The sequence below is a fragment of the Proteus sp. PR00224 genome (assembly GCF_016238105.1).
Classification (GTDB): domain Bacteria; phylum Pseudomonadota; class Gammaproteobacteria; order Enterobacterales; family Enterobacteriaceae; genus Proteus.
Genome location: NZ_JAEHQU010000001.1, coordinates 662,074 through 688,473 on the forward strand (window position 1 = coordinate 662,074; position 26,400 = coordinate 688,473).

At 39.2% G+C, this 26,400-nt stretch carries 19 protein-coding genes and 1 riboswitch; of the genes, 13 read left to right on the forward strand and 6 right to left on the reverse strand.

Features of this window, described 5'->3' with window-relative positions; genetic code table 11:
* Positions 1 to 67 precede the first annotated feature (67 nt).
* A complete protein-coding gene (dtpA, locus tag JEP71_RS03090; RefSeq protein ID WP_109374225.1) occupies positions 68 to 1,534 on the reverse strand; it encodes a dipeptide/tripeptide permease DtpA in 1,467 nt (488 codons plus the stop codon).
* A gap of 562 nt (positions 1,535 to 2,096) precedes the next feature.
* Here dtpA and JEP71_RS03095 point away from each other — a divergent pair.
* The 8 genes from JEP71_RS03095 to fbaB all read left to right on the forward strand — a co-directional run bounded on the left by JEP71_RS03095 (position 2,097) and on the right by fbaB (position 15,453).
* Entirely contained in the window at positions 2,097 to 3,332 is a 1,236-nt protein-coding gene (locus JEP71_RS03095; protein ID WP_198625728.1) for an MdtA/MuxA family multidrug efflux RND transporter periplasmic adaptor subunit, read from the forward strand.
* Complete coding sequence (locus JEP71_RS03100; RefSeq protein WP_198625729.1) at positions 3,332 to 6,463, forward strand: MdtB/MuxB family multidrug efflux RND transporter permease subunit; 3,132 nt, start codon at positions 3,332 to 3,334, stop codon at positions 6,461 to 6,463. The genes JEP71_RS03095 and JEP71_RS03100 overlap by 1 nt, the downstream gene beginning before the upstream one ends.
* Positions 6,460 to 9,543 carry a multidrug efflux RND transporter permease subunit MdtC gene (gene mdtC / locus JEP71_RS03105; RefSeq protein ID WP_198621024.1) on the forward strand — a complete coding sequence of 1,028 codons (3,084 nt, stop codon included), beginning with the start codon at positions 6,460 to 6,462 and terminating at the stop codon, positions 9,541 to 9,543. The genes JEP71_RS03100 and mdtC overlap by 4 nt, the downstream gene beginning before the upstream one ends.
* Complete coding sequence (gene baeS / locus JEP71_RS03110) at positions 9,540 to 10,916, forward strand: two-component system sensor histidine kinase BaeS (RefSeq protein WP_198625730.1); 1,377 nt, start codon at positions 9,540 to 9,542, stop codon at positions 10,914 to 10,916. The genes mdtC and baeS overlap by 4 nt, the downstream gene beginning before the upstream one ends.
* A gap of 38 nt (positions 10,917 to 10,954) precedes the next feature.
* Entirely contained in the window at positions 10,955 to 11,662 is a 708-nt protein-coding gene (gene baeR, locus JEP71_RS03115) for a two-component system response regulator BaeR (RefSeq protein ID WP_198621022.1), read from the forward strand.
* Positions 11,663 to 11,782: 120 nt separating this feature from the next.
* Entirely contained in the window at positions 11,783 to 13,162 is a 1,380-nt protein-coding gene (gene trhP, locus JEP71_RS03120) for a prephenate-dependent tRNA uridine(34) hydroxylase TrhP (protein ID WP_109374219.1), read from the forward strand.
* A gap of 298 nt (positions 13,163 to 13,460) precedes the next feature.
* Positions 13,461 to 14,354 carry a lipid kinase YegS gene (gene yegS / locus JEP71_RS03125; RefSeq protein ID WP_198625731.1) on the forward strand — a complete coding sequence of 298 codons (894 nt, stop codon included), beginning with the start codon at positions 13,461 to 13,463 and terminating at the stop codon, positions 14,352 to 14,354.
* 49 nt (positions 14,355 to 14,403) lie between these two features.
* Entirely contained in the window at positions 14,404 to 15,453 is a 1,050-nt protein-coding gene (fbaB, locus tag JEP71_RS03130; RefSeq protein WP_006533078.1) for a class I fructose-bisphosphate aldolase, read from the forward strand.
* Between the two features lie 51 nt (positions 15,454 to 15,504).
* On the opposite strand, the gene thiD is transcribed toward fbaB, so the two are convergent.
* Positions 15,505 to 16,302 carry a bifunctional hydroxymethylpyrimidine kinase/phosphomethylpyrimidine kinase gene (gene thiD, locus JEP71_RS03135; RefSeq protein ID WP_198625732.1) on the reverse strand — a complete coding sequence of 266 codons (798 nt, stop codon included), beginning with the start codon at positions 16,300 to 16,302 and terminating at the stop codon, positions 15,505 to 15,507.
* Between the two features lie 51 nt (positions 16,303 to 16,353).
* Positions 16,354 to 16,442: riboswitch (TPP riboswitch) on the reverse strand.
* Between the two features lie 316 nt (positions 16,443 to 16,758).
* Here thiD and JEP71_RS03140 point away from each other — a divergent pair.
* Together JEP71_RS03140 and pagP are read left to right on the forward strand one after the other, a co-directional pair.
* Positions 16,759 to 17,403 carry a hypothetical protein gene (locus JEP71_RS03140; protein ID WP_196573928.1) on the forward strand — a complete coding sequence of 215 codons (645 nt, stop codon included), beginning with the start codon at positions 16,759 to 16,761 and terminating at the stop codon, positions 17,401 to 17,403.
* Positions 17,404 to 18,016: 613 nt separating this feature from the next.
* Positions 18,017 to 18,652, forward strand: a complete 636-nt coding sequence (gene pagP / locus JEP71_RS03145) for a lipid IV(A) palmitoyltransferase PagP (RefSeq protein ID WP_160230446.1) — start codon at positions 18,017 to 18,019, stop codon at positions 18,650 to 18,652.
* Positions 18,653 to 18,755: 103 nt separating this feature from the next.
* On the opposite strand, the gene JEP71_RS03150 is transcribed toward pagP, so the two are convergent.
* Both JEP71_RS03150 and mgrB read right to left on the reverse strand, forming a co-directional pair.
* A complete protein-coding gene (locus JEP71_RS03150; protein WP_109374214.1) occupies positions 18,756 to 20,138 on the reverse strand; it encodes an amino acid permease in 1,383 nt (460 codons plus the stop codon).
* 149 nt (positions 20,139 to 20,287) lie between these two features.
* Positions 20,288 to 20,464 carry a PhoP/PhoQ regulator MgrB gene (gene mgrB / locus JEP71_RS17495; protein ID WP_229096604.1) on the reverse strand — a complete coding sequence of 59 codons (177 nt, stop codon included), beginning with the start codon at positions 20,462 to 20,464 and terminating at the stop codon, positions 20,288 to 20,290.
* Positions 20,465 to 20,802: 338 nt separating this feature from the next.
* On the opposite strand from mgrB, the gene JEP71_RS03160 reads away from it, so the two are divergent.
* The 3 genes from JEP71_RS03160 to brnQ all read left to right on the forward strand — a co-directional run bounded on the left by JEP71_RS03160 (position 20,803) and on the right by brnQ (position 23,772).
* Positions 20,803 to 21,189 carry a helix-turn-helix domain-containing protein gene (locus JEP71_RS03160; protein WP_006533085.1) on the forward strand — a complete coding sequence of 129 codons (387 nt, stop codon included), beginning with the start codon at positions 20,803 to 20,805 and terminating at the stop codon, positions 21,187 to 21,189.
* Positions 21,190 to 21,316: 127 nt separating this feature from the next.
* Positions 21,317 to 22,123 (forward strand): sugar-phosphatase, encoded by an 807-nt coding sequence (yidA, locus tag JEP71_RS03165; RefSeq protein ID WP_198621017.1) that lies wholly within the window; start codon positions 21,317 to 21,319, stop codon positions 22,121 to 22,123.
* Between the two features lie 302 nt (positions 22,124 to 22,425).
* Positions 22,426 to 23,772: a branched-chain amino acid transport system II carrier protein gene (brnQ, locus tag JEP71_RS03170; protein WP_198621016.1), complete on the forward strand. Its 1,347-nt coding sequence runs from the start codon at positions 22,426 to 22,428 to the stop codon at positions 23,770 to 23,772.
* A gap of 141 nt (positions 23,773 to 23,913) precedes the next feature.
* On the opposite strand, the gene JEP71_RS03175 is transcribed toward brnQ, so the two are convergent.
* Positions 23,914 to 24,753 carry an N-acetylmuramoyl-L-alanine amidase gene (locus JEP71_RS03175; RefSeq protein ID WP_198625733.1) on the reverse strand — a complete coding sequence of 280 codons (840 nt, stop codon included), beginning with the start codon at positions 24,751 to 24,753 and terminating at the stop codon, positions 23,914 to 23,916.
* A 99-nt stretch (positions 24,754 to 24,852) separates the two neighbouring features.
* A complete protein-coding gene (locus JEP71_RS03180) occupies positions 24,853 to 26,325 on the reverse strand; it encodes an alanine/glycine:cation symporter family protein (RefSeq protein WP_198625734.1) in 1,473 nt (490 codons plus the stop codon).
* Positions 26,326 to 26,400 lie beyond the last annotated feature (75 nt).

The window sequence follows — 26,400 nt, forward strand, 5'->3', positions numbered from 1 at the left end:
CTTATACAATACCGCCCTTAATCAGAGCGGTATTTTTTTCTTAAAATTTTATTTTTAAGAGCACAAATTACTGTGTCATTTTACTTAGCATCGGTGCGGTGATCAGCATTAGAACTGCGATAACACCTGTTACAATACCAATTTGTAAGAAGACACTGCTATAAATTTCTAATGAAGCATGAGCACTTTGTACGTCTTCTGGTACTGCCATTAAACTCGCAACTTTACCTGCAATAATTGCAGCGGCTGCCGAAGTTAAGAACCAAGCGCCCATAATAAAGCCCATTAAACGCTGTGGTACAAGTTGAGCAACCATCGCAAGACCTAAGCCAGAAATCATCAGCTCACCAATACTTTGGAAACCATAACTTGCGACCAACCACCATGAAGACACAATACCTGCTTCATTTGCCATGCTAGCACCTAATGGCAGAACTAAGAATGCGGTCGCACTCAAGAACATACCCACAGTGAATTTATATGGCATAGGTAGTTTATCACCCATAAAGTTATATACAGCCGCTAGTAGCGGGCTTGCTAACATGATCCAGAATGGATTAAGTGATTGGAATTGTTCAGGTTCAACGCTGAAACCTAAGATTGAGTGCTCAACGTTATGGATCGCGAAGAAGTTTAAAGAAGTTGGCATTTGATCGTAAAGAACGAAGAATACAACCGCTTCAACCATCAGCAAGAATGCAACAATCATCTTACGGCGAGCAGCGCCCTTCATCATGAACGTTTCACGCGCAAAAATCAGGATGATACCTAATGAGATGATTGCTAAAGACCAACTTGCCACTTCATTATTATGTAGCAACCAAGTGGATACAGCGACCAGTGCAACAATACCCACCAGCGTTAATAATAATTTTGAATAGTTAAGCGGTTCAAAGTCAGGTCTAGAACCTTTATCTTTTATCCAACCACGACAAACAACAAAGTTTGCTAGTGTGATCAGCATACCCACAACACTCAGTGCAAATGCAACATCCCAACCATAATTAGCCGCCAACCATGGTGTCGCTAACATGGAGAAGAAAGAACCCACATTGATAGACATGTAGTACATGGTAAATGCACCGTCTAATTGCGGATCATCTTTCTCATAGCAAGTTGCTAATAATGAAGATGGGTTAGCTTTAAATAAACCATTACCTACCGCAATCGTTGCAAGTCCCCAATAAATCACGTCTTTATCGTGATCAGAGAATGCCACCATTGCATAACCAATTGCCAGTACGATTGCACCAAGAATAATAACCCTTTTAGTACCAAGGACTTTATCCCCAAGCCATCCACCGATAGCAACAAAACCATAGACCAACGCGGTAAATGCAGCAAAAACAGTGATAGCTTCCGCTTCACCCATGCCCAGCATTTTAACCAAGTAAACGGCCATGATCCCTTGAAGACCGTAATAGCCGAAACGTTCCCATAACTCGATTGAGAAGATAAGATAAAACGCGCGAGGCTGTTTAAATGCATTCAGGCTCGGTTTTTGTCCATCGTCAGGTGTGTTTGCAGTTGACACTAAAAACCTCTAATTATTCTATTACGCCTTTATATTTAGGCTAATTTTTTACAAAAATTTCGTTATTTAAGACAGAGTTAAAGCTCGGTGAATTTCATACTGGATTGTTATTCTTTGAAAAGAGTTCAACGCAGAGAAAAACAAGGTTGGCATTCTATCACTGGAAAGCATAATTATCTAAGAATTATAACTAACTATTGCGTTTTATCATAGTTACAGGCATTTGTACAAAATAGTTATGCGATTAAAAAAACATCAAACAAAATAACTCACTGATAATCAATAATTTATTTTTCACTTAATTATCCCTATATAAACAATTAAGCTACGCTACTGTTTACCTATATTTTGCTAAATTAGTTCTTATTGAATAACAACGGTAAAATAATGCCAGTAGCAATTTGTTTTAACTGATTAAAATAACGCCAACAAAACACATTCCTTGACTTAATTTCCATATTTCCTCCATTTTTAACTGTGAAGAAACAGGTAGAATGTCACCATTCCAGATTTTCATTTCAGTATTTCTGATTAGCTAGTTGCCAGTGGGATCACAAAAGTAATGAATAAAAACAAAAATGCTAAAAAAAGAGTTTCTCTCATTATCGCTTTAATCGTCGTAATCGCAGGTGGTTACGCCTATTGGCAATTTAATGCAGCAAAAACAGCGTCGCCCGAAAATAAAGGGACTCAAGCAACAAACACCCAGAGTAGAGGTACATCTGGATCTCGTCGTCCTCCTTTACCGCCTGTTCAATTTGCAACATCAACACAAGAAGATGTCCCTCAATTTTTATCTGCTTTAGGTACAGTAAAAGCCACTAACAGCGTGACCGTCACTAGCCGTGTTGAAGGTCAATTAATGGCGCTACATTTCACCGAAGGCCAACAAGTTCAAAAAGGCGATCTCTTAGCTGAAATTGACTCGCGCCCTTTTGAAGTACAATTAGCCCAAGCCAAAGGACAGCTAGCAAAAGATCAAGCCACATTAGCAAATGCACGCCTTGATTTAGTGCGTTATCAGAAATTAGCGAAAACTAACTTAGTCTCACAACAAGAGTTAGATAACCAGCAAGCTTTAGTAAAACAATCTGAAGCCAGTATTCGTATTGATGAAGCCACTATCAGCAATGCACAACTGCAATTAACCTACAGCAAAATCACGGCACCTATTTCAGGCCGAGTGGGTTTAAAGCAAGTTGATGTAGGAAACTATATTTCTGGCGGTTCATCCACGCCTATCGTTGTTATCAATCAAATGGACCCTGTTGATGTGCTTTTTACTTTGCCAGAACAAGATTTAGCGAATGTTATTCAAGCACGTAAAAACAATGCAGATTTGCCTGTTACGGCGTTAGATAGAAATAATCAATTTGAATTAGCACAAGGCACACTATTTAGTGTTGATAATCAAATTGATGCAGCGACAGGCACCATAAAGTTAAAAGCCCGTTTCCCTCAACAAGAAAATACACTATTCCCTAATCAATTCGTGAATGTACGCCTTTACGTCACCACGTTAGAAAAGGCAGTGGTTATTCCTAATGCAGCATTGCAAATGGGGAATGAAGGTCACTTTGTCTGGGTTGTTGATAGCGAAGATAAAGTGAGCAAATTACGTGTTGAAGTTGCATTACAAAATGCAGAAAAAGTGGTTATCGCTTCGGGTTTATCAGCAAATCAACGTGTTGTAACCGATGGTGTGGATAGATTAACACAAGGTGCAAAAGTCGATATCGTGACACCAACAGCACCAAAAAATAAAGAAAATGACCGTGTTGTCGCGGAGAAAGCGTAATGACAGAAAAAACACACGGTACAGGTGGCGGTCCTTCTCGCTTATTTATTCTGCGCCCTGTTGCAACAACTTTATTTATGGTTGCCATACTGTTAGCGGGTATTGTTGGCTATCGTATGTTGCCAGTGTCTGCCTTGCCAGAAGTCGATTACCCAACAATTCAAGTTGTTACACTCTACCCTGGTGCAAGCCCTGATGTAATGACATCCGCGGTTACCGCGCCATTAGAGCGTCAATTTGGGCAGATGTCTGGATTAAAACAGATGTCGTCACAAAGCTCTGGTGGTGCATCAGTGATCACACTGATGTTTCAACTCACATTACCATTAGATGTTGCAGAGCAAGAGGTACAAGCTGCGATAAATGCAGCGACTAATCTGCTACCATCCGATTTACCTTATCCTCCGATTTACAGCAAAGTCAATCCGGCTGATCCGCCTATTTTAACCTTGGCGGTTACTAGCTCAACATTACCAATGACACAGTTGCAAGATATGGTTGAAACCCGTATTTCGCAAAAAATCTCACAAGTTAATGGCGTGGGTTTGGTGGCACTAGCGGGTGGTCAGCGCCCCGCTGTTAGAGTCAAACTCAATGCACAAGCCGCAGCATCTTACGGTTTAGATAGCGAAAAAATTCGTGTAGCAATCAATAATGCGAACGTTAACTCAGCGAAAGGGAGCCTTGATGGGCCAACTCGCTCTGTGACGTTATCTGCTAATGATCAGATGAAATCATTAGAAGATTACCGCCAATTAATCGTTACCTATAAAAATAACGCACCAATCCGTTTATCTGATATTGCCACTATTGAACAAGCACCTGAAAACAATCAATTAGGGGCATGGGCGAATAATGAGCAAGCGATTATTATTAATGTTCAACGACAACCTGGTGTTAACGTTATTGATACCACTGATAATATTCGTAATTTATTGCCTGATTTAGTCTCTAATTTACCAAAATCCGTTAATGTTGAGATCTTAACAGACAGAACGACAACGATCCGCGCTTCAGTTAAAGATGTGCAGTTTGAACTTGGTTTAGCTATCGCCCTTGTGGTAATGGTCATTTATCTCTTTTTACGTAATGGTGTCGCAACCTTAATCCCAAGTATTGCCGTACCGCTTTCATTAGTAGGTACGTTTGCGGTGATGTATTTTTGTGGATTCTCTGTCAACAACCTCACTTTAATGGCATTAACCATTGCCACAGGCTTTGTTGTCGATGATGCCATTGTTGTGATTGAAAATATTTCCCGTTATCTCGAACGTGGTGATAAACCGTTAACAGCCGCTTTAAAAGGAGCTGGCGAGATTGGCTTTACCATTATTTCACTCACTTTCTCTCTGATTGCCGTACTGATCCCCCTATTATTTATGGGAGATATTGTTGGTCGTCTATTTAGAGAGTTTGCAATCACCCTTGCTGTTGCCATTCTAATCTCTGCGGTGGTTTCGCTCACATTAACGCCAATGATGTGTGCTCGATTGCTAAAGCCTGAAAATGAAATCAAACACAACCGTTTTGAAATGGCGTGCGAGCGTTTTTTTGAAAAAATGATTGCAGTGTATGCAGTTTGGCTCAAACGTGTTTTAAACCATCAATGGATAATGCTTGGCGTAGCACTTAGCACATTAGTACTAACCGTATTGCTATATATGTTTATTCCTAAAGGCTTCTTCCCATTACAAGATAACGGGCTATTGCAAGGCACCATTGAAACCTCACAATCTATTTCTTACCAAGCAATGGTAGAAAAACAGCAACAGGTCGTTGATAAATTAATTGATGATCCTGCTATTGATAATATTGCTAGTTTCGTGGGTATTGATGGAAGCAACGCAACCTTAAACACTGGTCGTTTACAAATTACGTTGAAGCCTCTTGATCAGCGTGAAGATCGGATAGATGTGATTATTCCTCGTTTACAAGAGCGTATTGCTTCTATTTCAGGAATGACTCTCTATCTACAACCAACTCAAGATTTAACGATTGATACGCAAGTTTCTCGTACTCAGTATCAATTTACGCTACAAGCAACATCATTAGATGAATTGGCCTCTTGGGTACCAAAACTCTCTCAAGCATTAAAAGATAGCCCTGAATTGACTGATATTAGCAGTGATTGGCAAAATAACGGCATGATGGCGTATATCAAAGTGGATAGAGACTCAGCAAGCCGTTTAGGTATTTCAATGAGTGATATTGATAATGCACTTTATAATGCGTTTGGTCAGCGTTTAATTTCCACTATCTACACTCAAGCAAATCAGTATCGCGTGGTATTAGAACAAAATATTCGCAACGGAGATGGATTACAGGCACTTTCAGCCGTGCATTTAACGGGTAAAGATGGTGCGATGGTACCTTTATTATCTATTGCATCCGTAGAGCAACGCTTGGCACCGCTCTCTATTAATCATCAAGAACAATTTCCTTCAGCAACATTCTCATTTAATGTCGCTGAACAATCCTCTCTTGAAGAAGCGGTGAATGCAGTGAAATTGGCTGAAGAGCAGATTTCTATGCCAAAAGATATTACCACCCAATTCCAAGGGGCGACACTGGCATTTGAAAGCGCGCTTTCGAGTACTTTGTGGCTGATTATCGCGGCAATTGTAGCAATGTATATTGTATTAGGCGTGCTATATGAGAGTTTTATTCACCCTATTACGATTTTATCTACACTGCCAACAGCGGGTGTTGGGGCATTACTTGCTTTAATGGCCGCAGGCAATGAGCTTGATATTATTGCGATTATTGGGATCATCTTGCTTATCGGGATCGTAAAGAAAAATGCGATCATGATGATAGACTTTGCCCTTGCCGCTGAACGAGAACAAGGTTTAACGCCTTACGAAGCTATTCATCAAGCGTGTTTATTACGTTTCCGCCCAATCTTAATGACCACAATGGCGGCGCTTTTAGGTGCTTTACCTTTAATGTTGAGTACAGGTGTAGGGGCAGAATTACGTCAACCATTAGGGGTTTGTATGGTTGGAGGCTTAATTATGAGCCAGATCTTAACCCTATTTACGACACCGGTAATTTATCTGTTATTTGATAAATTATCGCTCTATATCAACCGCAATAAACACGTTGAAAATAATAACGGGGCTGTATCATGAAGTTCTTCGCCCTCTTTATTCAACGACCTGTAGCAACCACGTTGCTCAGTTTAGCAATTTCACTTTGCGGTGTATTGGGCTTTATGTTACTTCCTGTGGCGCCTTTGCCACAGGTGGATTACCCCGTTATTAATATCAATGCCTCATTGCCTGGGGCATCTCCTGAAACGATGGCATCCTCTGTTGCTACGCCGCTTGAGCGCTCTTTAGGGCGTATTGCGGGGATTGATGAGATGACATCAAGCAGTTCGCTAGGGAGTACCAATATCACACTGGTTTTCGATTTAAATAAAGATATCAATACGGCGGCACGAGATGTACAGGCGGCATTAAATGCATCACAAAGCTTGCTACCTTCAGGGATGCCAAGCCGCCCACGTTATTATAAATCGAATCCTTCTGATGCACCGATTATGATTTTAACGCTCACCTCCGACACACAAAACACGGGTGAGCTTTACGATTTAGCATCAACACGATTGGCACAAAAAATCTCACAAATTGAAGGCGTCAGTGAAGTTTCTGTCGGTGGCGGTTCACTACCTGCGGTTCGTGTCGCCCTTAATCCTGATGCATTGTTCAATCAAAACGTAAGCCTAGATGATGTCAGAAAAGCCATAAACCAAGCTAATGTGCGACGACCTCAAGGCTTTGTGAATAATGATGATAATCGTTGGCAAATTCAAACCAATGATGAACTAAGCAAAGCCGCTGAATATCGCCCAATTATTGTGCATTACAATCAAGATGCGGTTGTGCGTCTAAGTGATGTGGCACAAGTGACTGATTCCGTACAAAACGCACGCGCTGCGGGTATGAGTGGCGGTGAGCCTGCTATCTTGTTGGTTATTCGCCGTGAAGCAGGTGCAAATATTATTGAAACCGTTAATCGTATTCGTGATGAACTTCCTGAATTGCGTGAGCTTATTCCTGCCAGTGTTGATTTAAAAGTTGCACAAGATAGAACACCGACTATTCGCGCATCCCTAGCTGAAGTTGAACGTGCGTTAGCCATTGCGGTGGCGTTAGTCATTTTAGTGGTGTTCTTATTTTTACGCTCAGGTCGCGCCACTCTGATCCCTGCTGTTGCTGTACCCGTTTCATTAATTGGTACTTTTTCAGCGATGTATCTCTGTGGCTTTAGCTTAAACAACCTTTCATTAATGGCATTAACGGTTGCTACAGGTTTTGTGGTTGATGATGCGATTGTCGTACTTGAAAACATCTCTCGTCATATTGAAAATGGTTTAAAGCCTAAACAAGCCGCACTAAAAGGTGTCGGTGAAGTGGGTTTTACCGTACTTTCGATGAGCATTTCTCTTGTTGCCGTTTTTATTCCATTACTGTTAATGGATGGTCTTGTTGGGCGATTATTTAAAGAATTTGCCATTACGTTAACGACAGCAATCGCTATCTCTTTGTTTGTTTCGTTAACGCTAACCCCCATGATGTGCGCACATTTATTAAAAGGAATGAAACCGAAAGCACAGTCGCATTTACGAGGTTTTGGTAAGTTACTTTTCCGCGCTCAACAAGGTTACAGCGTCACATTACAAGCTGCATTGCGCCATAAACGCTGGGTTATGACGATTTTTCTCGCAACCTTGGGCTTAAATGTTTATTTATATATTAGCGCGCCCAAAACCTTTTTCCCCGATCAAGATACAGGTCGATTAATGGGATTTGTGCGAGCGGATCAGAGCATCTCATTCCAGTCGATGAAAGAAAAAATGGCTCGCTTTATGCAGGAAATTAATGCGGATAAAGACGTGGATAGCGTGACTGGTTTTACTGGTGGCGGCCGCATTAACAGTGGGTTTATGTTTATCTCCCTCAATCCGTTGTCAGAAAGAACTGACAGTGCGAATCAAGTTATTAATCGTTTACGCACAAAATTAGCGAATGAACCCGGAGCTAACCTCTTTTTAATGCCCGTACAGGATGTAAGAGCGGGTGGGCGTCAAGCCAATGCCAGTTATCAATTTACATTATTAGCCGATGATTTAAGCGAGTTGCGTAAATGGGAGCCTATTGTACGTAAAGCCTTAGGCGAATTACCTGAGCTTGTGGATGTTAACTCAGATAAAGAAGACAAAGGCGCTGAAATGGCTCTGACTTATGATCGCGATACGATGTCGCAATTAGGTATTAATGTCAGTGATGTGAATAATCTACTTAACAATGCCTTTGGTCAACGCCAGATCTCCACCATTTATGCGCCATTAAATCAGTATAAAGTGGTGATGGAAGTGTCTGAACAATATACCCAAGATGTCTCTGCATTAGATAAAATGTATGTGGTCAATTCACAAGGTGAACGTATTCCATTATCCGCATTCGCCAGTTGGTATCCTGCTAACGCACCATTAAGTGTGAATCACCAAGGATTATCCGCAGCGTCAACTATTGCTTTTAATATACCTGAAGGCTATACGTTAGCTGATGCCATTAATTCTATTGAACGCACAATGACTGAATTGGGTGTACCCAATACGGTAAGAGGCACATTTGCGGGCACTGCACAGGTTTTCCAAGAAACCATAAAGTCACAGCTTATTCTTATCTTGGCAGCAATAGTCACGGTGTATTTAGTGTTAGGTGTGCTGTATGAAAGCTATATTCATCCGCTAACCATTTTATCTACCCTTCCTTCTGCGGGCGTAGGTGCGTTATTGGCGTTACAGCTTTTCGATACCCCCTTTAGCCTAATTGCACTTATCGGCATTATGTTGCTTATTGGTATTGTGAAGAAAAACGCCATTATCATGGTAGATTTTGCAATTACCGCACAGCGTGAAGGTAAATTGTCTGCCAAAGAGGCGATTATTCAAGCCAGCTTATTGCGTTTTCGTCCTATTATTATGACGACACTTGCGGCGTTATTTGGTGCTTTGCCGTTAATGTTAGGCAGTGGTGATGGTGCAGAATTAAGACAACCTTTGGGTATTACCATCGTCGGTGGCTTATTAATGAGCCAGCTATTAACGCTCTATACCACCCCTGTTATTTATCTATTTTTTGATGGATTGCGTGAACGTTGGCAACAACGACGTATCAGCAAAAAAGAGGCAAATGCATGAAATTGAGAAGCAAGCTGTTTCTGGTGATTTTCGCAACGTGCATGGTGGTTGTCTTTGCTATGCATATTGGTATTCGTAGTAGCTTTCAACAAGGCTTTATTGGCTATATCAAGAAAAACAGTGAACAGCGAGCAACTCATATTGCAGAAGCCTTAACTGAACAATATGAATTAGCTGGTGATTGGCATTTTTTATACAAAGATGAACATTCTGTCTATCAAATATTAAGAACCATTGATCAGATAAGCCAAAGTGGTGATGGCCCTCCGCCTCGCGGTTGGCGTACACAGTTTTGGATTGTAGATAAAGACATGAAGCGCTTATTTGGACATGACAATCAATTTCCCGCAGAGACATTTAAAAAGCCTATTACCTTTCACGATGAAATTGTTGGATGGGTGATTGTCAGTGCCGCAGATAAAATCAGTAGTGAAGCCGATATCAGTTTTGATAAGCAACAACTGCGTACCAGTTGGATTATTGCAGGTGCAACTGTTCTGTTTGCACTGCTAATCACATTGGTTCTTTCTCGCAGCATGATACGCCCTGTTAAGCGTTTGGTTGAAGCAACCCATAAACTGGCTGCTGGCGATTTCTCTGTTCGGGTTCATCCTACTAGTAAAGATGAAATCAGCCAACTCGCCACTGATTTTAACCAACTTGCCAGTACATTAGAAAAAAATGAGCAAATTCGCCGTGATTATATGGCCGACATCTCTCATGAATTGCGAACACCACTGGCTATCTTAAAAGGTGAGCTTGAAGCATTACAAGATGGTGTGAGAAAACCTACAGCCGAAACCTTAAATTCTCTGTTATTTGAAGTGACGAATCTGACTAAACTCGTCAATGATCTCCACCAGCTTTCATTATCAGATAGAGGCTCTTTAACCTATCGCAAAGACTTTGTTGATATTAATGAAGTAATTTTATTAGCGGTAGCCTCTTATCGTCACACTTATCAAACCAAAGATATTGCCCTATTCACCGAGTTAGATGATTTATCGTCGCTGATTGTACAAGCCGATCCAGATAGGCTTATCCAGCTTTTTCACAATCTGTTAGAAAATAGCGTTCGTTATACCTATTCTGGAGGTCAATTACATATCAGTACCAAGAAAGGCCATAATAGTGTGCTAATTTCATTAGAAGATAGCGCACCAGGGCTTGATGAATCGCAATATAAAGCGGTTTTTCAGCGTTTTTATCGTGCTGAAAGTTCACGAAATCGAGCAAGTGGTGGGTCTGGATTAGGGCTTGCGATTTGCGAAAATATTATTGAAGCTCATAATGGTAAGATAAGTTCCATGCCTTCCTCTTTAGGTGGTATGAAAATCCTTATAGAATTACCTGCATATTCTGATGATAATTAAGCCTTATCATTTTGCGCTAATAATTATTGAGCTGATAAATGACAACGACTGAATCACCCTATTCAATCCTAATTGTTGAAGATGAACCCAAACTTGCACAATTGCTCATTGATTATCTGCAAGCATCAGGTTATCAAACACATTGGTTAGCCGATGGCGCGGAAGTCAGCCATTGTGTAAAACAGCAGCACTATGATTTAGTTTTGTTAGATCTTATGTTACCTGTAAAAGATGGCATCACAATTTGTAAAGAGTTGCGCCAATTCTCCGACATTCCCATTATTATGGTCACTGCCAAAACAGAAGAAGTCGATAGATTATTAGGTCTTGAAATTGGTGCTGATGATTATATTTGCAAACCATATAGCCCAAGAGAAGTGGTCGCCAGAGTCAAAACGTTATTGCGTCGTTTTTATCGTCCTCAAGATATTGTTCAGAGCGATAAGTTAGTTGTGATTGATGAACAGGCTTATCAAATCCAATACAATAATAAAATTCTCGATTTAACCACCGCTGAATTTCGCCTATTAAAGGCCTTAGCCACACAACCAGGCAAGATATTAACGCGAGATCAGCTTATGGATCATCTTTATGATGATTACCGCATTGTGACGGATAGAACCATTGATAGTCATATTAAAAACTTACGACGTAAACTTGAGCAACTTAACGATCAAATTGAATTTATTCGCTCAATTTATGGTCAAGGTTATCGTTGGGAAACCCAAGCTTACCGTTTTCGATGATATTTTTTCAGGAATACATTGAACCTCGCTACACTTAAGCGCTAGAATCCACCCCTTTATGATATACCCCTACCCAATGTGTGGGGGGACTGACTTGAAATCAGAACCAGGAAATTAACCATGTTTACACCCGAATTGCTCTCTCCTGCTGGCTCATTAAAAAATATGCGCTATGCATTTGCTTATGGCGCAGACGCCGTTTATGCAGGTCAGCCACGTTATAGCTTACGTGTGCGTAATAATGAGTTTAACCACGAAAACCTTGCTAAAGGTATTCAAGAAGCCCACGAATTAGGTAAGCGCTTCTATGTTGTGGTTAATATCGCACCTCATAATGCTAAATTAAAAACCTTTATCCGTGACTTAAAACCCGTCATTGATATGGGCCCTGATGCGCTGATTATGTCTGATCCGGGTTTGATCATGATGGTACGAGAAGCCTTCCCTGAAATGGATATCCACCTTTCAGTGCAAGCCAATGCCGTTAACTGGGCAACCGTAAAATTTTGGCGTCAAATGGGATTAACTCGCGTGATCCTTTCTCGTGAACTCTCTATTGATGAAATTGCTGAAATTCGTAAGCAAGTTCCTGATATGGAATTAGAAGTTTTCGTTCACGGTGCATTATGTATGGCTTACTCAGGCCGTTGCCTGTTATCTGGTTACATCAATAAGCGTGACCCGAACCAAGGTACATGTACTAATGCTTGCCGTTGGGAATATAAAGTCGAAGAAGGCAAAGAAGACGAGGTTGGTAATATCGTTGAAAAATACACACCAATCCCAGTTAAAAACGTTGAGCCTACTTTAGGTGTTGGCGCGCCAACAGACAAAGTTTACTTAATCGAAGAAGCAAAACGCCCTGGTGAATATATGACTGCGTTCGAAGATGAACACGGTACTTATATCATGAACTCTAAAGACTTACGCGCGATTGAACACGTTGAGCAATTAACTCAAATGGGTGTACATTCGCTGAAAATTGAAGGTCGTACTAAATCCTTCTATTACTGTGCCCGTACTGCACAAATGTATCGTCGTGCAATTGATGATGCTGTTGCAGGTAAACCTTTTGATCCAACGTTGCTAACTACATTAGAAGGCTTAGCACACCGCGGTTATACAGAAGGTTTCTTACGTCGTCATACCCATGATGCGTACCAAACTTATGAATATGGTTATTCTGTCTCTGACACTCAACAATTTGTCGGTGAATTTACAGGTAAACGCGTAAACGGTTTAGCTGAAGTTGATGTTAAAAATAAATTTGTTTTAGGTGATAGCCTAGAATTAATGACACCAACGGGAAATATTCAATTTACGCTAGAAGCGCTGTTTAACAAAAAACAGCAGCCAACGGATGTTGCACCAGGTAATGGTCACATGGTTTATTTATCTGTTCCTGAAGATGTTGATTTAGATTTTGCACTGCTGATCCGCAACCTACAAGGTACAACAACACGTCAACCACATAAAATTGATGCGGTAGAAGTGAAGTAAAGCGTCATAATCTGATTTAAAGTGGTCAATTTCAAATACAGATCACATCAATAATGATTTGTTTACCGTATCATCAGTTCCGAAAAATAAAGAACTAGAATGAATACAGTAAGACTAGGAACCACCTCCTTGGCAAATCCAATCTCCCTTGGATTTGCCTTTTCTTTTTGTTCCCTTCTTATCAATCCCCCTTTTGTATAAAACACACTCCTTTTTTCGTTATCATTTGTAAAAAACATAGTAATTTTCTCGATATCCATTACCTTTAAAAGAGTGATTCAATTAAAGGAACTCATCAATGAGTAAAATTAGTTTGCTAATCATTAATGGAAAAAGCGCGAATAATAGCGCATTAAGAAACGCCGTTTACCAATTACGTGATGAAGATTTTGATCTCCAAGTGAGAGTGACTTGGGAATCGAGTGATGTGCAACGTTTTGTACAAGAAGCTATTGATATAAATGCTGAAACTGTTATTGCAGCTGGTGGTGACGGTACAATTAATCGTGTTGCATCTGAATTAATTCATCTTTCACCTTCATCTCCTCCCACTCTAGGTATTATTCCATTAGGCACAGCAAATGATTTTGCGACCAGCGCACAAATCCCTCGTGATATGGAAAATGCACTTAATTTAGCCATTAAAGGTCGCGCTGTACCAATTGATGTTATCGCTGTGAATAAGACTCACTATTTTATCAATATGGCATCAGGCGGCTTTGGAACAAAAATCACAACAGAAACCCCTGAAGCCTTAAAATCAGCATTAGGTGGGGTCGCCTATTTTATTAATGGCCTTTTAAGTATTGACTCTTTAAAAGCGGATCATTGCACAATTGAAGCTGAAAATTTTCACTGGGAAGGTGAATCACTGATTTTAGGTATTGGTAATGGTCGTCAAGCAGGAGGAGGACAACAACTCTGCCCCGAAGCATTAATTAACGACAATAAACTCAATATCACCATTGTTGAAGCACACGAATTACTCCCTTCTCTTTTGAATAGCCTGTTTGATCGTAAAAAAAACGACAAGATTATCGAGCGCGACAGTCGCTGGGTAAACATTAGTGCTTCTCATGAAATGGTATTTAATTTAGATGGAGAACCACTTTTAGGGAATAAATTTGAATTTATTGTGTTACCTGAAGCGATCCACTGCCGGTTACCGCCTCAATGTGACTTGTTATCTTAGTGTAGATAAATGACAATCACTCTCATCTCATCATGAACTGGAGTATGTAATGACTGATATAGTAAGTTTGTTAGGTGCTGATGCAAAATCATTATTAGAACATCGTTGCCAAACCATCCCAAGCGAAAATCTCTACCTGCCAGGTTCTGACTTTGTTGATCGTGTTATGATTGATAACAATCGCCCTAATAGCGTGTTACGTTCAATGCAAACCCTGTTTAATCACGGACGTTTAGCGGGAACGGGCTATCTGTCTATTCTACCTGTTGACCAAGGTGTTGAGCACTCTGCCGCGGCCTCTTTTGCCGCAAACCCACTCTATTTTGATCCAAAAAATATTGTTGAGTTGGCTATTGAAGCGGGTTGTAACTGTGTTGCCTCTACTTATGGTGTTCTTGCTTCTGTTTCTCGTCGTTATGCACACAAAATTCCTTTCCTTGTGAAGTTAAACCACAATGAAACCTTAAGCTACCCAGCGCAATATGACCAAACACTGTATGCCAGTGTAGAACAAGCATTTGAAATGGGTGCTGTTGCAGTGGGTGCGACCATTTACTTTGGTTCACAAGAAAGCCGTCGCCAAATTGAAGAGATTTCAATGGCCTTTGAACGCGCTCATGAATTAGGTATGGTCACCGTATTGTGGGCCTATTTACGTAACCCTGCATTTAAAAAAGACGGTGTTGATTACCATGCAAGTGCAGACTTAACAGGTCAAGCGAACCATTTAGCCGCTACAATTGGTGCGGATATCGTTAAACAAAAAATGGCTGAAAATAACGGTGGCTTTAAAGCGATTGGTTTTGGTCATACTGATGAGCGTGTTTACACCAAACTCACCACTGAAAACCCAATTGATTTAGTTCGTTATCAATTAGCAAACTGCTATATGGGTCGTGCAGGGTTAATTAACTCTGGTGGCGCTTCAGGTAATAATGACCTTGAAGATGCTGTACGCACTGCGGTTATCAATAAACGTGCGGGTGGTATGGGTTTAATTTTAGGTCGTAAAGCCTTCAAAAAATCAATGAAAGATGGCGTTGCGCTAATTAATGCAGTACAAGATGTTTATCTAAACAAATCTGTCACTATTGCTTAAAAAAACAATTCTGCGACACGCTAAAGCCCCTTTTATAGGGGCTTTTTTACATCACCACCAGCGATGAAAATGGTGTACAGGACCAAAACCTTGTCCAACCTCCAAACTGTCGGCATGTTCTAATGCTTGTTGTAAATAGGCTTTTGCTTGTTCAACACAAATTTGCCAGTTAGAAACTTGAGGACGAATAGCGGCCAAAGCGGCTGAAAGTGTACATCCTGTCCCATGCGTATTTTTTGTATTAACGCGTTTTGAGGTAAATCGCCACTCACCTTCTTGAGTAAACAACCAATCAGGGCTTTCATTTTCGGTTAAATGCCCGCCTTTCATCAACACCGCTTGGCATCCCTGTTTTAGCAATGCATAGCCTTGTTGCTTCATCATTATTTCATCTTGAGCAACTTCACAACCTAGCAGTGCTGCCGCTTCAGGTAAATTAGGCGTGATCAAATCAACCAGAGGCAAAAGCTGAGTAACCATTTTATTAACCGCATCAGACTGTAATAGAGGATCACCACTTTTTGCAATCATCACGGTATCAAGTACAACAAAAGGGATCGCATATTGCTGAAGTTTGTCGCAAACCACATCAATAATTGAGGCATTAGAGAGCATGCCAATTTTGGCACTATCAATTCGAACATCAGACAAGACAGCATCTAATTGAGCTGCAACAAAATCAGGGGATAAATCATAGACACTACGGACACCACAGGTATTTTGGGCAACTAGTGCCGTCATTACGGTTGTGCCATATACACCCAGTGCGGAAAATGTTTTCAGATCGGCCTGAATACCTGCACCACCACTAGGGTCGGTGCCTGCGATAGACAATGCATTGAATCTCACTGATTAACTCCTCCTTTCACCAGTTACAGAAAAGTCGGACTCTGTTAATCAGCAGAGCTACCTTGACTTCCCTACGCTGGCATTATCCAGATCAGGTTATACGGGTTCATCTCAGCCATAAGGCGCCCCGAGCCAAAGCCTGTAAATTCAGGCGATAAGGAGTATCGCATGCTCAAGATAAAGAAGCTAGTTTGATAGCTCATCTCAATCTATCGATTCTCTATTGTTGAGATTTGTGATTCAGTAAGATAAATCAGCTAAGGTTGTATATAATAAATACTAAGCCGATGGCTTCTATTGCATGACACATCAATTTAAGGAATATATTTCAGCTATATTTAAATAATAAGAATAAAATAAATTATTTTGTTCGTTTTAACGACAATCGATATATTATCTGCTAGATGAGGTATTTATAATGCATTTCTGGACAATCACACAATGCGGAGGGGCTAAATGAAAAATGAACCATCGCAACAGAATAATGGACAATCAATGCCTTATCTTATTCCTGATGCAGATTTTAATGAAAAGTTGAAACTACCAGCTAAAAATATTGAACATACACTTCAGTTTCTCACTCAAGGTGTAAAAGATGTTGATTTGGAAGGTTTTGACATTCCAATAGGATACCGTTTAGTTAAATCATTACGTAAAGATCAGTACAGGCTTGTCACTACAGACAAAGAAAGTGAAACAGCCTATCTTGTTGAGCTTAGATTCCGACAAGACATAGTTTATGGAAAAACAACATGCACTCAAATAAAAGTGTGGCGTTCCCGTATACCTAAACATCGTAATGCTATAAGAGAATTACCTCGTACTTTTTTCTGTAATCTTTTAAAAGTTCATAATATCGTTGTTACTGATGAAGAACAAACCTCTGATGGTAAAGGTTTTTGGATTGATATGATTTTATGGGCTTTTAGTAAAGGTCATTATATTTATGCCTCAGATGGAACAGAAGAAGATAGACCATTACACTTAATTAACAGTATTGAAGATTTCTACAATAAGTGGGACGCTTTCTGCTGGGGTAAGGATCGTGATACTCATACTCACCGACTCCTTGTTATTAGCCAAGAAAAATTATCTCAATAAATGCTTTCTTCACGTTGAGAGAGTGTAAGCAACAATTCTTTAATTTGCACTCTTTCAACATAGGATTGTCTGTATAAAAAACAGACAACACTCCTGTTGTTAGCGCTTAAACCTAAACGTTTTATAAACCAACCTCTGTTTTTTTCTTTTTTTTATTTAACTCTTCTTATTCGTTACTCTATTATCCGCTGGAAATTAATCTCTTTTTATAACCTAATGTTATTGATATTAAATTTATCTCAATATTTTCATTAAGTCATAAAAATAGCTATTTTATGGAATTTTGCTGTTGAAAATGACCAACCTAAAATTATTTCTCTTTAACCTTATTTATCAGCTATTTATTAGCAATCTAATAAAAACTTAATTTTTCATTAAAAACAATACATTATTATAAAGATAAACAGCATTTAATATCAGACAAAATTACATCCATAAATATAATAAATCTATTTATTTTCTTTATAACCGATTCTTATCCCTTAAGATTTTATTTAAGAAGTAAAGTTTCAGATACCTCTTATCTTAAATACTTGTCGATTAAATAACACTATTAATAATGTTTATTTGTCATCACCAGAATCACTGTTTATGCCGTACTCGGAGTTATATTATGTCATCATCCTATTTTCACCCTAGCGTATTAGCCACAACGCTGTTGTCTCTTGCATTAACAACGTCTGCTTTCGCTTCTGAAAATAATTCCAATACCCATCAGATTATTACGACAGAAAACCAACAAATCACCAGTAATCCATCTCAATCTAATAATGAAGAAAGCTACTGGGGAAAATTCAAACGTAATGTCAATCAAACTTGGGACAATGACCAATATAACTACTATTTGCCTGTATGGACTTGGCATAATCGTTTTACTTACGATAAAGAAAAAACGGATCGCTATAACGAAACACCTTGGGGCTTTGGTATGGGGAAATATCGTTATGACAACGATGGTGATTGGCACTCTCTTTATGCGATGGCATTTATGGACTCAAATAACCGTGTACAGCCTATTATGGGTTATGGTTTTGAGAAAATGTGGTATCCCGGTGATAAAGACGGGTTTCGTATGGGCGCAGGTTTTACACTAAGTATTACAGCGCGCCATGAATACAACTATATTCCTATGCCACTCCCGTTACCGTTAGTTTCTGTCGGTTACGGACATCTTTCATTACAAGCCACTTATGTGCCTGGTACTTATAACAATGGTAACGTGTTATTTGCTTGGTTACGTTGGCAGTAATTTTTTATTTTTTCCGTTCAGAATAATTGCAAATGATAAAAATAGAACATAAAAAACGCATCTTAATGATGCGTTTTTTATTATCCAAATAAGTCAGTAATATTTAAATATCTTGGCTTACTTGAGTGCTATTAGGTGTTTTCTTCATGCGGGAAATCTTAAATCCAACCCATAAGAACGCAATCCAGAATGGCATTAAAATCACCGAAATATTCACTTGTGGCATAAATAAGATAATCACTAAAATCATGCATAAGAAAGCCAGGCAGATATAGTTACCATATGGATACCAAAGTGCTTTAAAGAAAGGCTCTACACCCTCTTTTGTTTTTGCCGCTCTGAATTTTAAATTCGCTAGACAGATCATGATCCAGTTAAGTACTAACGTGGTTACAACCAACGCCATTAATAGTTCTAGTGCCTGATCAGGTAATAAATAGTTAACTAAGATACCTAATGAAGTCGCAATTGCTGACAATAGTAACGACACTACCGGTACACCACGTTTATTAATGCGAGAAAGCGCATGTGGCGCATTACCTTGTTTTGCCAAACCATAAAGCATACGACTATTAGAATAAACACCACTGTTATAAACAGACAGTGCAGCAGTTAATACCACGGCATTTAAAATATTCGCGATTAAGAAATTATCCAAGTTATGGAAAATCAGAACAAATGGGCTTTCACCTTTCACAACTTGAGTCCAAGGATAAAGTGAAAGTAACACTAACAATGAACCGATATAGAAAATTAAAATACGATAAACAACTTGGTTAGTCGCTTTTGGGATGCTCACTTTTGGGTTTTCAGCTTCAGCCGCAGTGATCCCCACCAGCTCAAGTCCACCAAAAGAGAACATCACAATGGCTAATGCAGACATGAACCCCGTAAAACCATGAGGGAAAAAGCCTAGCTCCCATAAATTGCTAACCGAAGCTTGAGGACCACCATTACCACTTGCCAGTAAGTAGCTCCCAAATAAAATCATACCAACAATCGCTAATACTTTAATAATGGCAAACCAGAACTCTGTTTCACCATACATCTTAACGTTGATCAAATTGATTAAGTTGATTGCCACAAAGAAGATAGCAACGGAAACCCAAACAGGAATATCAGGTAACCAATAGTTAATGTATTTACCTGCTGCTGTTAATTCTGCCATACCGACAAGAATAAACATCACCCAATAGTTCCAGCCAGATAAGAAGCCAGCAAATGGGCTCCAATATTTATTAGCAAAGTGACTAAACGAACCCGCAACTGGCTCTTCGGCAACCATTTCGCCTAATTGGCGCATGATCATAAACGCAATAAAACCACCAATAGCATATCCTAATATTACTGATGGGCCTGTCATATTAATAGTTTGCGCTATACCAAGAAACAGACCAGCGCCGACAGCACCACCCAGCGCAATTAGCTGGATATGTCGATTTTTCAGACCGCGCTTAAGTTCTGTCTGTTGCGACTCTCTCGCCATACATCCTCTTCTCTTTATTATTTTATCAACTTAACGTGTAAACTAATATTTACGATTTTGTTTATTTCAAGCCACCATTAAAACACTATTCTGACTTGAATAACAAATACATTTTATGCTAGGCGAAAAATAATAAGAAAAGCTATCTTTTAGTGATGCTTAGAGGGGAATAATGTGGTAAAGCGACAAAGACCTTGTTGGAAATCCTCTCCTCGATCGCAAAAATTATCTAAAGCCACAAGATAGAGGCCAAAGGTAATGACTAATGCAATAATTAAGCTAATAATTATTTTCTTTGCGTTCAATTTAAAATCCTTTAAATACATTTTGTTAGTATGACTTATCACATTATAAGCATTCGCTTAAATACGATAACAAGACAGGGAGTTGTTGTTATAAAATTCGCAATCAATTATCTCTATGAGTAAATTTAGCATAACTTTCATTATGAAAGGTAAACGCTTCCTCGACAGACTTCAGATAATTTGCATTATTTCGCTCTAAACTGTATGTAAAATGACCTTATATTATTTAAGTACACATTTTGCCAACGATTAGAGATAGCTATCCATTAATATGGATTTCTCTGTCTGCTATTTTTTGTATAAGATTAGGGAGTTAATTTTGATTTTTACCTTAACTTCATTGATAGAATGGAACTGTAATGCCACAAGATAATCATCTCGCATTGGTTTGCGCCCTAAGTAAATGGATTGAGGAGCATTTAGGCCGTGTTATCCATCTTGAAGAGTTGGCGGCTTATTCTGGGTATTCTCTTTGGCACATGCAGAAAATCTTTAAAGAAGTCACGGGCACCTCTTTAGGAAAGTATATCCGTCAGCGTAGATTAGCTGGTGCTATTCACTTATTACGTACCAGTGAGCGCTCTATCTTCGATATCGCCCTTGATTTCGGCTTTGGTTCACAATCTCACTTTACTTATATGTTCCGTAAAGAGTATGGCATCACGCCTTTCGACTTTCGGCAAAATCAAGAGATCGTTTTAGAAACCAAACAGCCTTTACATTTACAATCACCTTGTTGTGATTAACCCTTCCATTTATGTGGCATTATACAGATAGCCTTTAATGTCACATAAATAATACTCAAGCTATGTGATGATAGACCGCTTCGCCCTTCCTTTATCATAATTGCTTTTATTTAATATGGGGATGCTAATGAGTATTAAGCTTATCGCGATTGATTTAGATGGAACCTTGCTTAACAAACAACACGAAATTACGCCAGAAGTAAAACAAGCAGTTCAGCGAGCAAAAGAGGCGGGAGTTAAGATTGTATTAGCTTCAGGACGCTCCTTCAATGGCATCTATCCCTATTTAAAAATACTCGGTCTTGATACCTCTGATTGTTACTGCATCAGCAATAATGGTAGCCAAATCCATCAAGCAGATAATGGTGAAGTGATTATTCAAGATCTGCTCAATTTTGAAGATTATCTCTATTTTGAAAACCTTGCTCGTGAGATTGGCGTCCATTTTCACGTTATCAGCGATAATAAGATTTATACTACCAACAGTCATATTAGCCATTTCACCTGCCAAGAAGCCTTTTTATCTTGGACTCCGCTTTATTATCGTCCACTGAATGAAATGCAAACTGATATGTATTTTAGTAAGTTTATGATTGTTGATGCACCTGCCGTTTTGGATAATGCTATTCAATATCTTCCTACTAATATTTATGAACAATACAGCATATTACGTAGTGCCCCTTATTTTATTGAAGTATTAAATACCAATGTCAATAAAGGGAGTGCGGTTAAAAAAGTTGCTGAACATTTGAAAATCACACCAGAAAAAATCATGTGTATTGGTGATCAAGGTAATGATTTGGCAATGCTAAAATATGCGGGTTTAGGTGTTGCGATGGGAAATGCGCCTGAAGAAGTGAAGAAAGTCGCTAAATTCGTCACACTTTCTAATGAAGAGCACGGTGTTGCAGTAGCTATCGATAAATTTATTTAAACACGATCTTTTTTGTGTTTTATCGCGAATGTCTACAAAATTATATAGCAATTGTGATCCTCAGCAGAGGATCACACTGCTTTTCGACCAAAAACATAGCCTTTTATTATTCTATAATTACTGTTAAATGAGCGTTAAATCTGCCTTTCTTCTTACATATCCTTCAGAATTTGTTACTATCAATTCACTTTTCGTTATTCAAACTGCATTTTCACAACATATTAAGCTGTTAATTAGGCTAGATATAGAATAACAAATATAAATCATTAATATATTTTCTTCACAGACAGGTAGTTTTAGTTATGCTTTCTACAAAAGACATGCTCGTTCTTGGGATGATGGTTTTCGCACTCTTCCTTGGCGCTGGCAATATTATTTTCCCTCCTATGGCGGGTTTCCAATCAGGAAGCCTCTGGTTTAGTACATCTTTAGGTTTCCTGGTTACAGGTGTCTTACTCCCTTTTCTTACCTTGGTTATCGTCGCAATTCGTGGACGTGGAGAGCGCCTTTCTGTTGATTTGCCTTCATGGGTGGCTGTGATTTTCTGGGTAGCACTGTATCTTATCGTAGGTTCTACTTTTGCGATGCCTCGTGTCACCAATACTGCTTATGAAATGGGTTTCTTACCTTTAGGGCTTATTGAGAAAAATACGGCAACACACCTTACTTTCGCACTTGTTTTCAATATCACAAGTATGTTTTTCATGCTCAAACAAGGCACAATGATAAGCGCCATTGGTAAGTTTATGACACCAGCACTGTTAATTCTGCTGGTGGTTGTGGGCATTGCTGTTGTGGCTAAACCGATTTCCCCAATTGGTGAACCAACAGGCCTTTATGCGGTAAATGGCTTCTTCTCTGGCTTTATTGATGGTTACCAAACCATGGATGTCCTCTCTGCTATGGCATTTGGTGGTATCGTTGCTCGTGCTTTATATACCAAAGGCATTACTGAACCACGCCAGATCGGTTTTATTACCATAAAAGCAGGTATGATTTCAGTCTTACTATTAGCAGCACTTTATCTGTGCCTTTTCTACTTAGGTGCAACAAGCCACTCTGTTTCTGTTTTTGCTGATCCAGCACTCAATGCTACTAACGGTGGCCAGATTTTCTCACGTTATGTTGATGCGTTATTTGGCTCTGTGGGTACTTGGTTGATGGGAGGTATTGTTTTATTAGCCAGTATGACAACACTTGTCGGTGTAACAAGTGCTGCGGCAGACTACTTTGCGACATTCCATCACCGTTTAGGCTATCGCTTTTGGGTTGTGGTATTTACATTAATGACCACCGTCGTATCAACGTTTGGTCTTGATACACTATTACGAGTGACTATTCCTGCATTATTAATGATTTATCCAACATCAGTCACATTGGTATTACTGCAATTTATTCGTAATAAATTAAAAGCGCCTCGCTTTACCTATCGCTTTACAATTGCAATCATTGTTTTGATGAGCCTTTTCGATACGTTGAAACAATTGAAATGGTTAAATGCTGATTTACTGCAATTATTTAGCTATATCCCACTGTCTGATTATGGCTTAGGTTGGGTATTACCAGGTGCGATTGCATTTGTGATCTCGCTGGTTGTTAGCTTAAATTTTAAAGAAGAAAATCTTCCAATAGAAAATACAGCGAAATAACCAGCATATATCACCTAATTTGTAATGCTGATTATAAGTTGATAAAAAAAGCGTCTTCCAAATTTTATATTGGAGACGCTTTTTGCTTTTCTATTACCTGCATTTTTACTATCTATTCAGTACAGCTTATCACAGGAAACTTTAAGTTCGGTATTTCTCAATCAATGCCTTTAAAATCGCCTCTGATTGAGCATCAGGAATACCATCTGCTTTGCTCGACCTAAAATGCATTTGAAAAGCCTTCACTACTTTTTGTGCATTATTATCTAACACACCATTCGTTGGTGTTTGATAACCATATTGCTGTAATAACTTTTGGAAGTTCGCAACATCAACAGGCTCTGAAGGATCTCTACCTGCTAAATAAGTTTTCACTAATTGCTTATCAGGCCAAGCACCTATACCTTGACTGGCTAATCTTTCCCAAGGAAATAAAGGACCCGGATCAACTTTTCTGAGAGGTGCAATATCACTGTGACCCAAAACGTTTTGAGGTTCGATATCATAACGGTCAATAATATCTTTCATTACCGCTGAAATCGTCACGATTTGATCCGCTGTATAAGAATACCAATACCTAAACTTGCCATTATCACGGTAACCCAGATTGACTATCTCGATCCCAATAGAGCAATTATTTAAGCTAGTTGCGTCTCCCCACTGACTAATGCCCGCATGCCATGCAATTTGCCTTTCATCCACTAATGAAGTAATCACTGGCTTTCCATCAATAGATGAAGGATGTGTAGAGATCAAATAGTGACTACTGACTCGCCCCCCAGTAAGAACCTTAAGCGAGCGTTCATCATCTAGCGCGGTATAGTGCATCACCAGATATTTTACGCAGTCATTTGCTTCCTGCTTATTAGGAATAACTTTAACTATATATTCACCTCTATCAATAAATACTGGTTGTTTGGCACAACTGGTTAGGAGGCTTATTGCAATAAGTAATCCTATATAATACCGACTAGACCTCATTTCTGATCCTTGATTGATTATTCCCAAAGTTAAATTGTAATAAAAAAACCCATATTAAAGAATATGGGTTCTGCGTTTTGACTCTTTTTTATTAGTGCTTTAGTTATTGCTCACTTTTTCACATCGAACTAAAGGTTCATCAGGAACAATATTCTCGTCCCAAATTCCTTCCTCAATGTCATCTTGTAACTCTGGATATTGGCGAATATCAAATGTCGGCAGTAAACCTGCTTGTCGTTGCTGGTTATAATCTTTAACTAATTTTAAGGCGACACCAGAAAGCAAGATAATTGCAATTAAATTAGTCATTGCCATTAATCCCATTGAGAGATCGGCCATTTTCCAAACAAGAGGCATATCCGCTAAAGCGCCAAACATCACCATAGCTAAAACCGCTGAACGTAAAAGAAATAGCCCTGTTGTGTGATTACGTCCAAGGAAAATCATATTACTCTCAGCATAAGCATAATTGGCAATAATGGAGGTAAAAGCAAAGAAGAAAATTGCAATTGCAATAAAAGTACTTCCCCAACCACCCACACTAGATGACAAGGCTAATTGTGTTAATTGAATACCGTTAATACCTTCAGGGTAACTGTCTAGTACACCTGATGATAAAATGATCACCGCAGTGGCACTACAAATAACCAAGGTATCCATGAAAACACCTAGCATTTGAATATAGCCTTGAGATGCGGGATGCGGTGGATAAGGTGTTGCTGAAGCAGCCGCATTCGGTGCAGAACCCATACCAGCTTCATTAGAAAAGAGACCGCGTTGAATACCTTGTGTCATCGCTTGGCTAATACCGTAAGCAATGGCACCAGCAGCCGCTTCTTGTAATCCAAAAGCACTTTTAAAAATTAAAATGAAAACTTCGGGTAAGCGTTCAATATGATCTGCAACAACCCAAAATGCTAATAATAAATAAGCTGTTGCCATGACAGGAACAACTAATTCAGCAACACGAGCAATCCAACGCAGGCCACCAAAAATAATAAATCCACTGGTGAGTACTAAAAAGATCCCCACATAGAGTGGATCAAAATTAAAGGCAGAAGCTGTAGCTTGAGCAATCGAATTCGCTTGAACAGCATTAAAAACTAAGCCAAAAGCGATAATTAAGAAAATGGCGAAGAGAACCCCCATCCAGCGCATTTTCAGTCCTTTTGTCATATAATAAGCAGGACCACCACGGTAGTTACCATCATCATCTTTTGTTTTATAAAGTTGTGCGAGTGTACTTTCTATTAATGATGTCGCCATACCAATTAAAGCGACTACCCACATCCAAAAAATAGCGCCAGGGCCGCCCGCAGTTAAAGCAATCGCGACTCCCGTCAAGTTTCCAGTACCTACACGCGCAGCTAGACTGGTGCATAATGCCTGAAAGGAAGAAATCCCTGATTTATCTGACTTATGGCTATTTTTTAAAATAGAGAACATATGACTAAAATGTCGGATTTGTATAAATCCAGTACGGATAGTAAAGTAAATACCTACTCCAAGAAGTAAGTAGATAAGAACATATCCCCATAAAATGTTATTCGCAAAGTTTATTAGCCCTGTCAAATCAATCCCCTTATGTAATAACGTATATAACCTATCCTTACATCGCTATTGAAATAAAAAAGTAAGCAGATATCG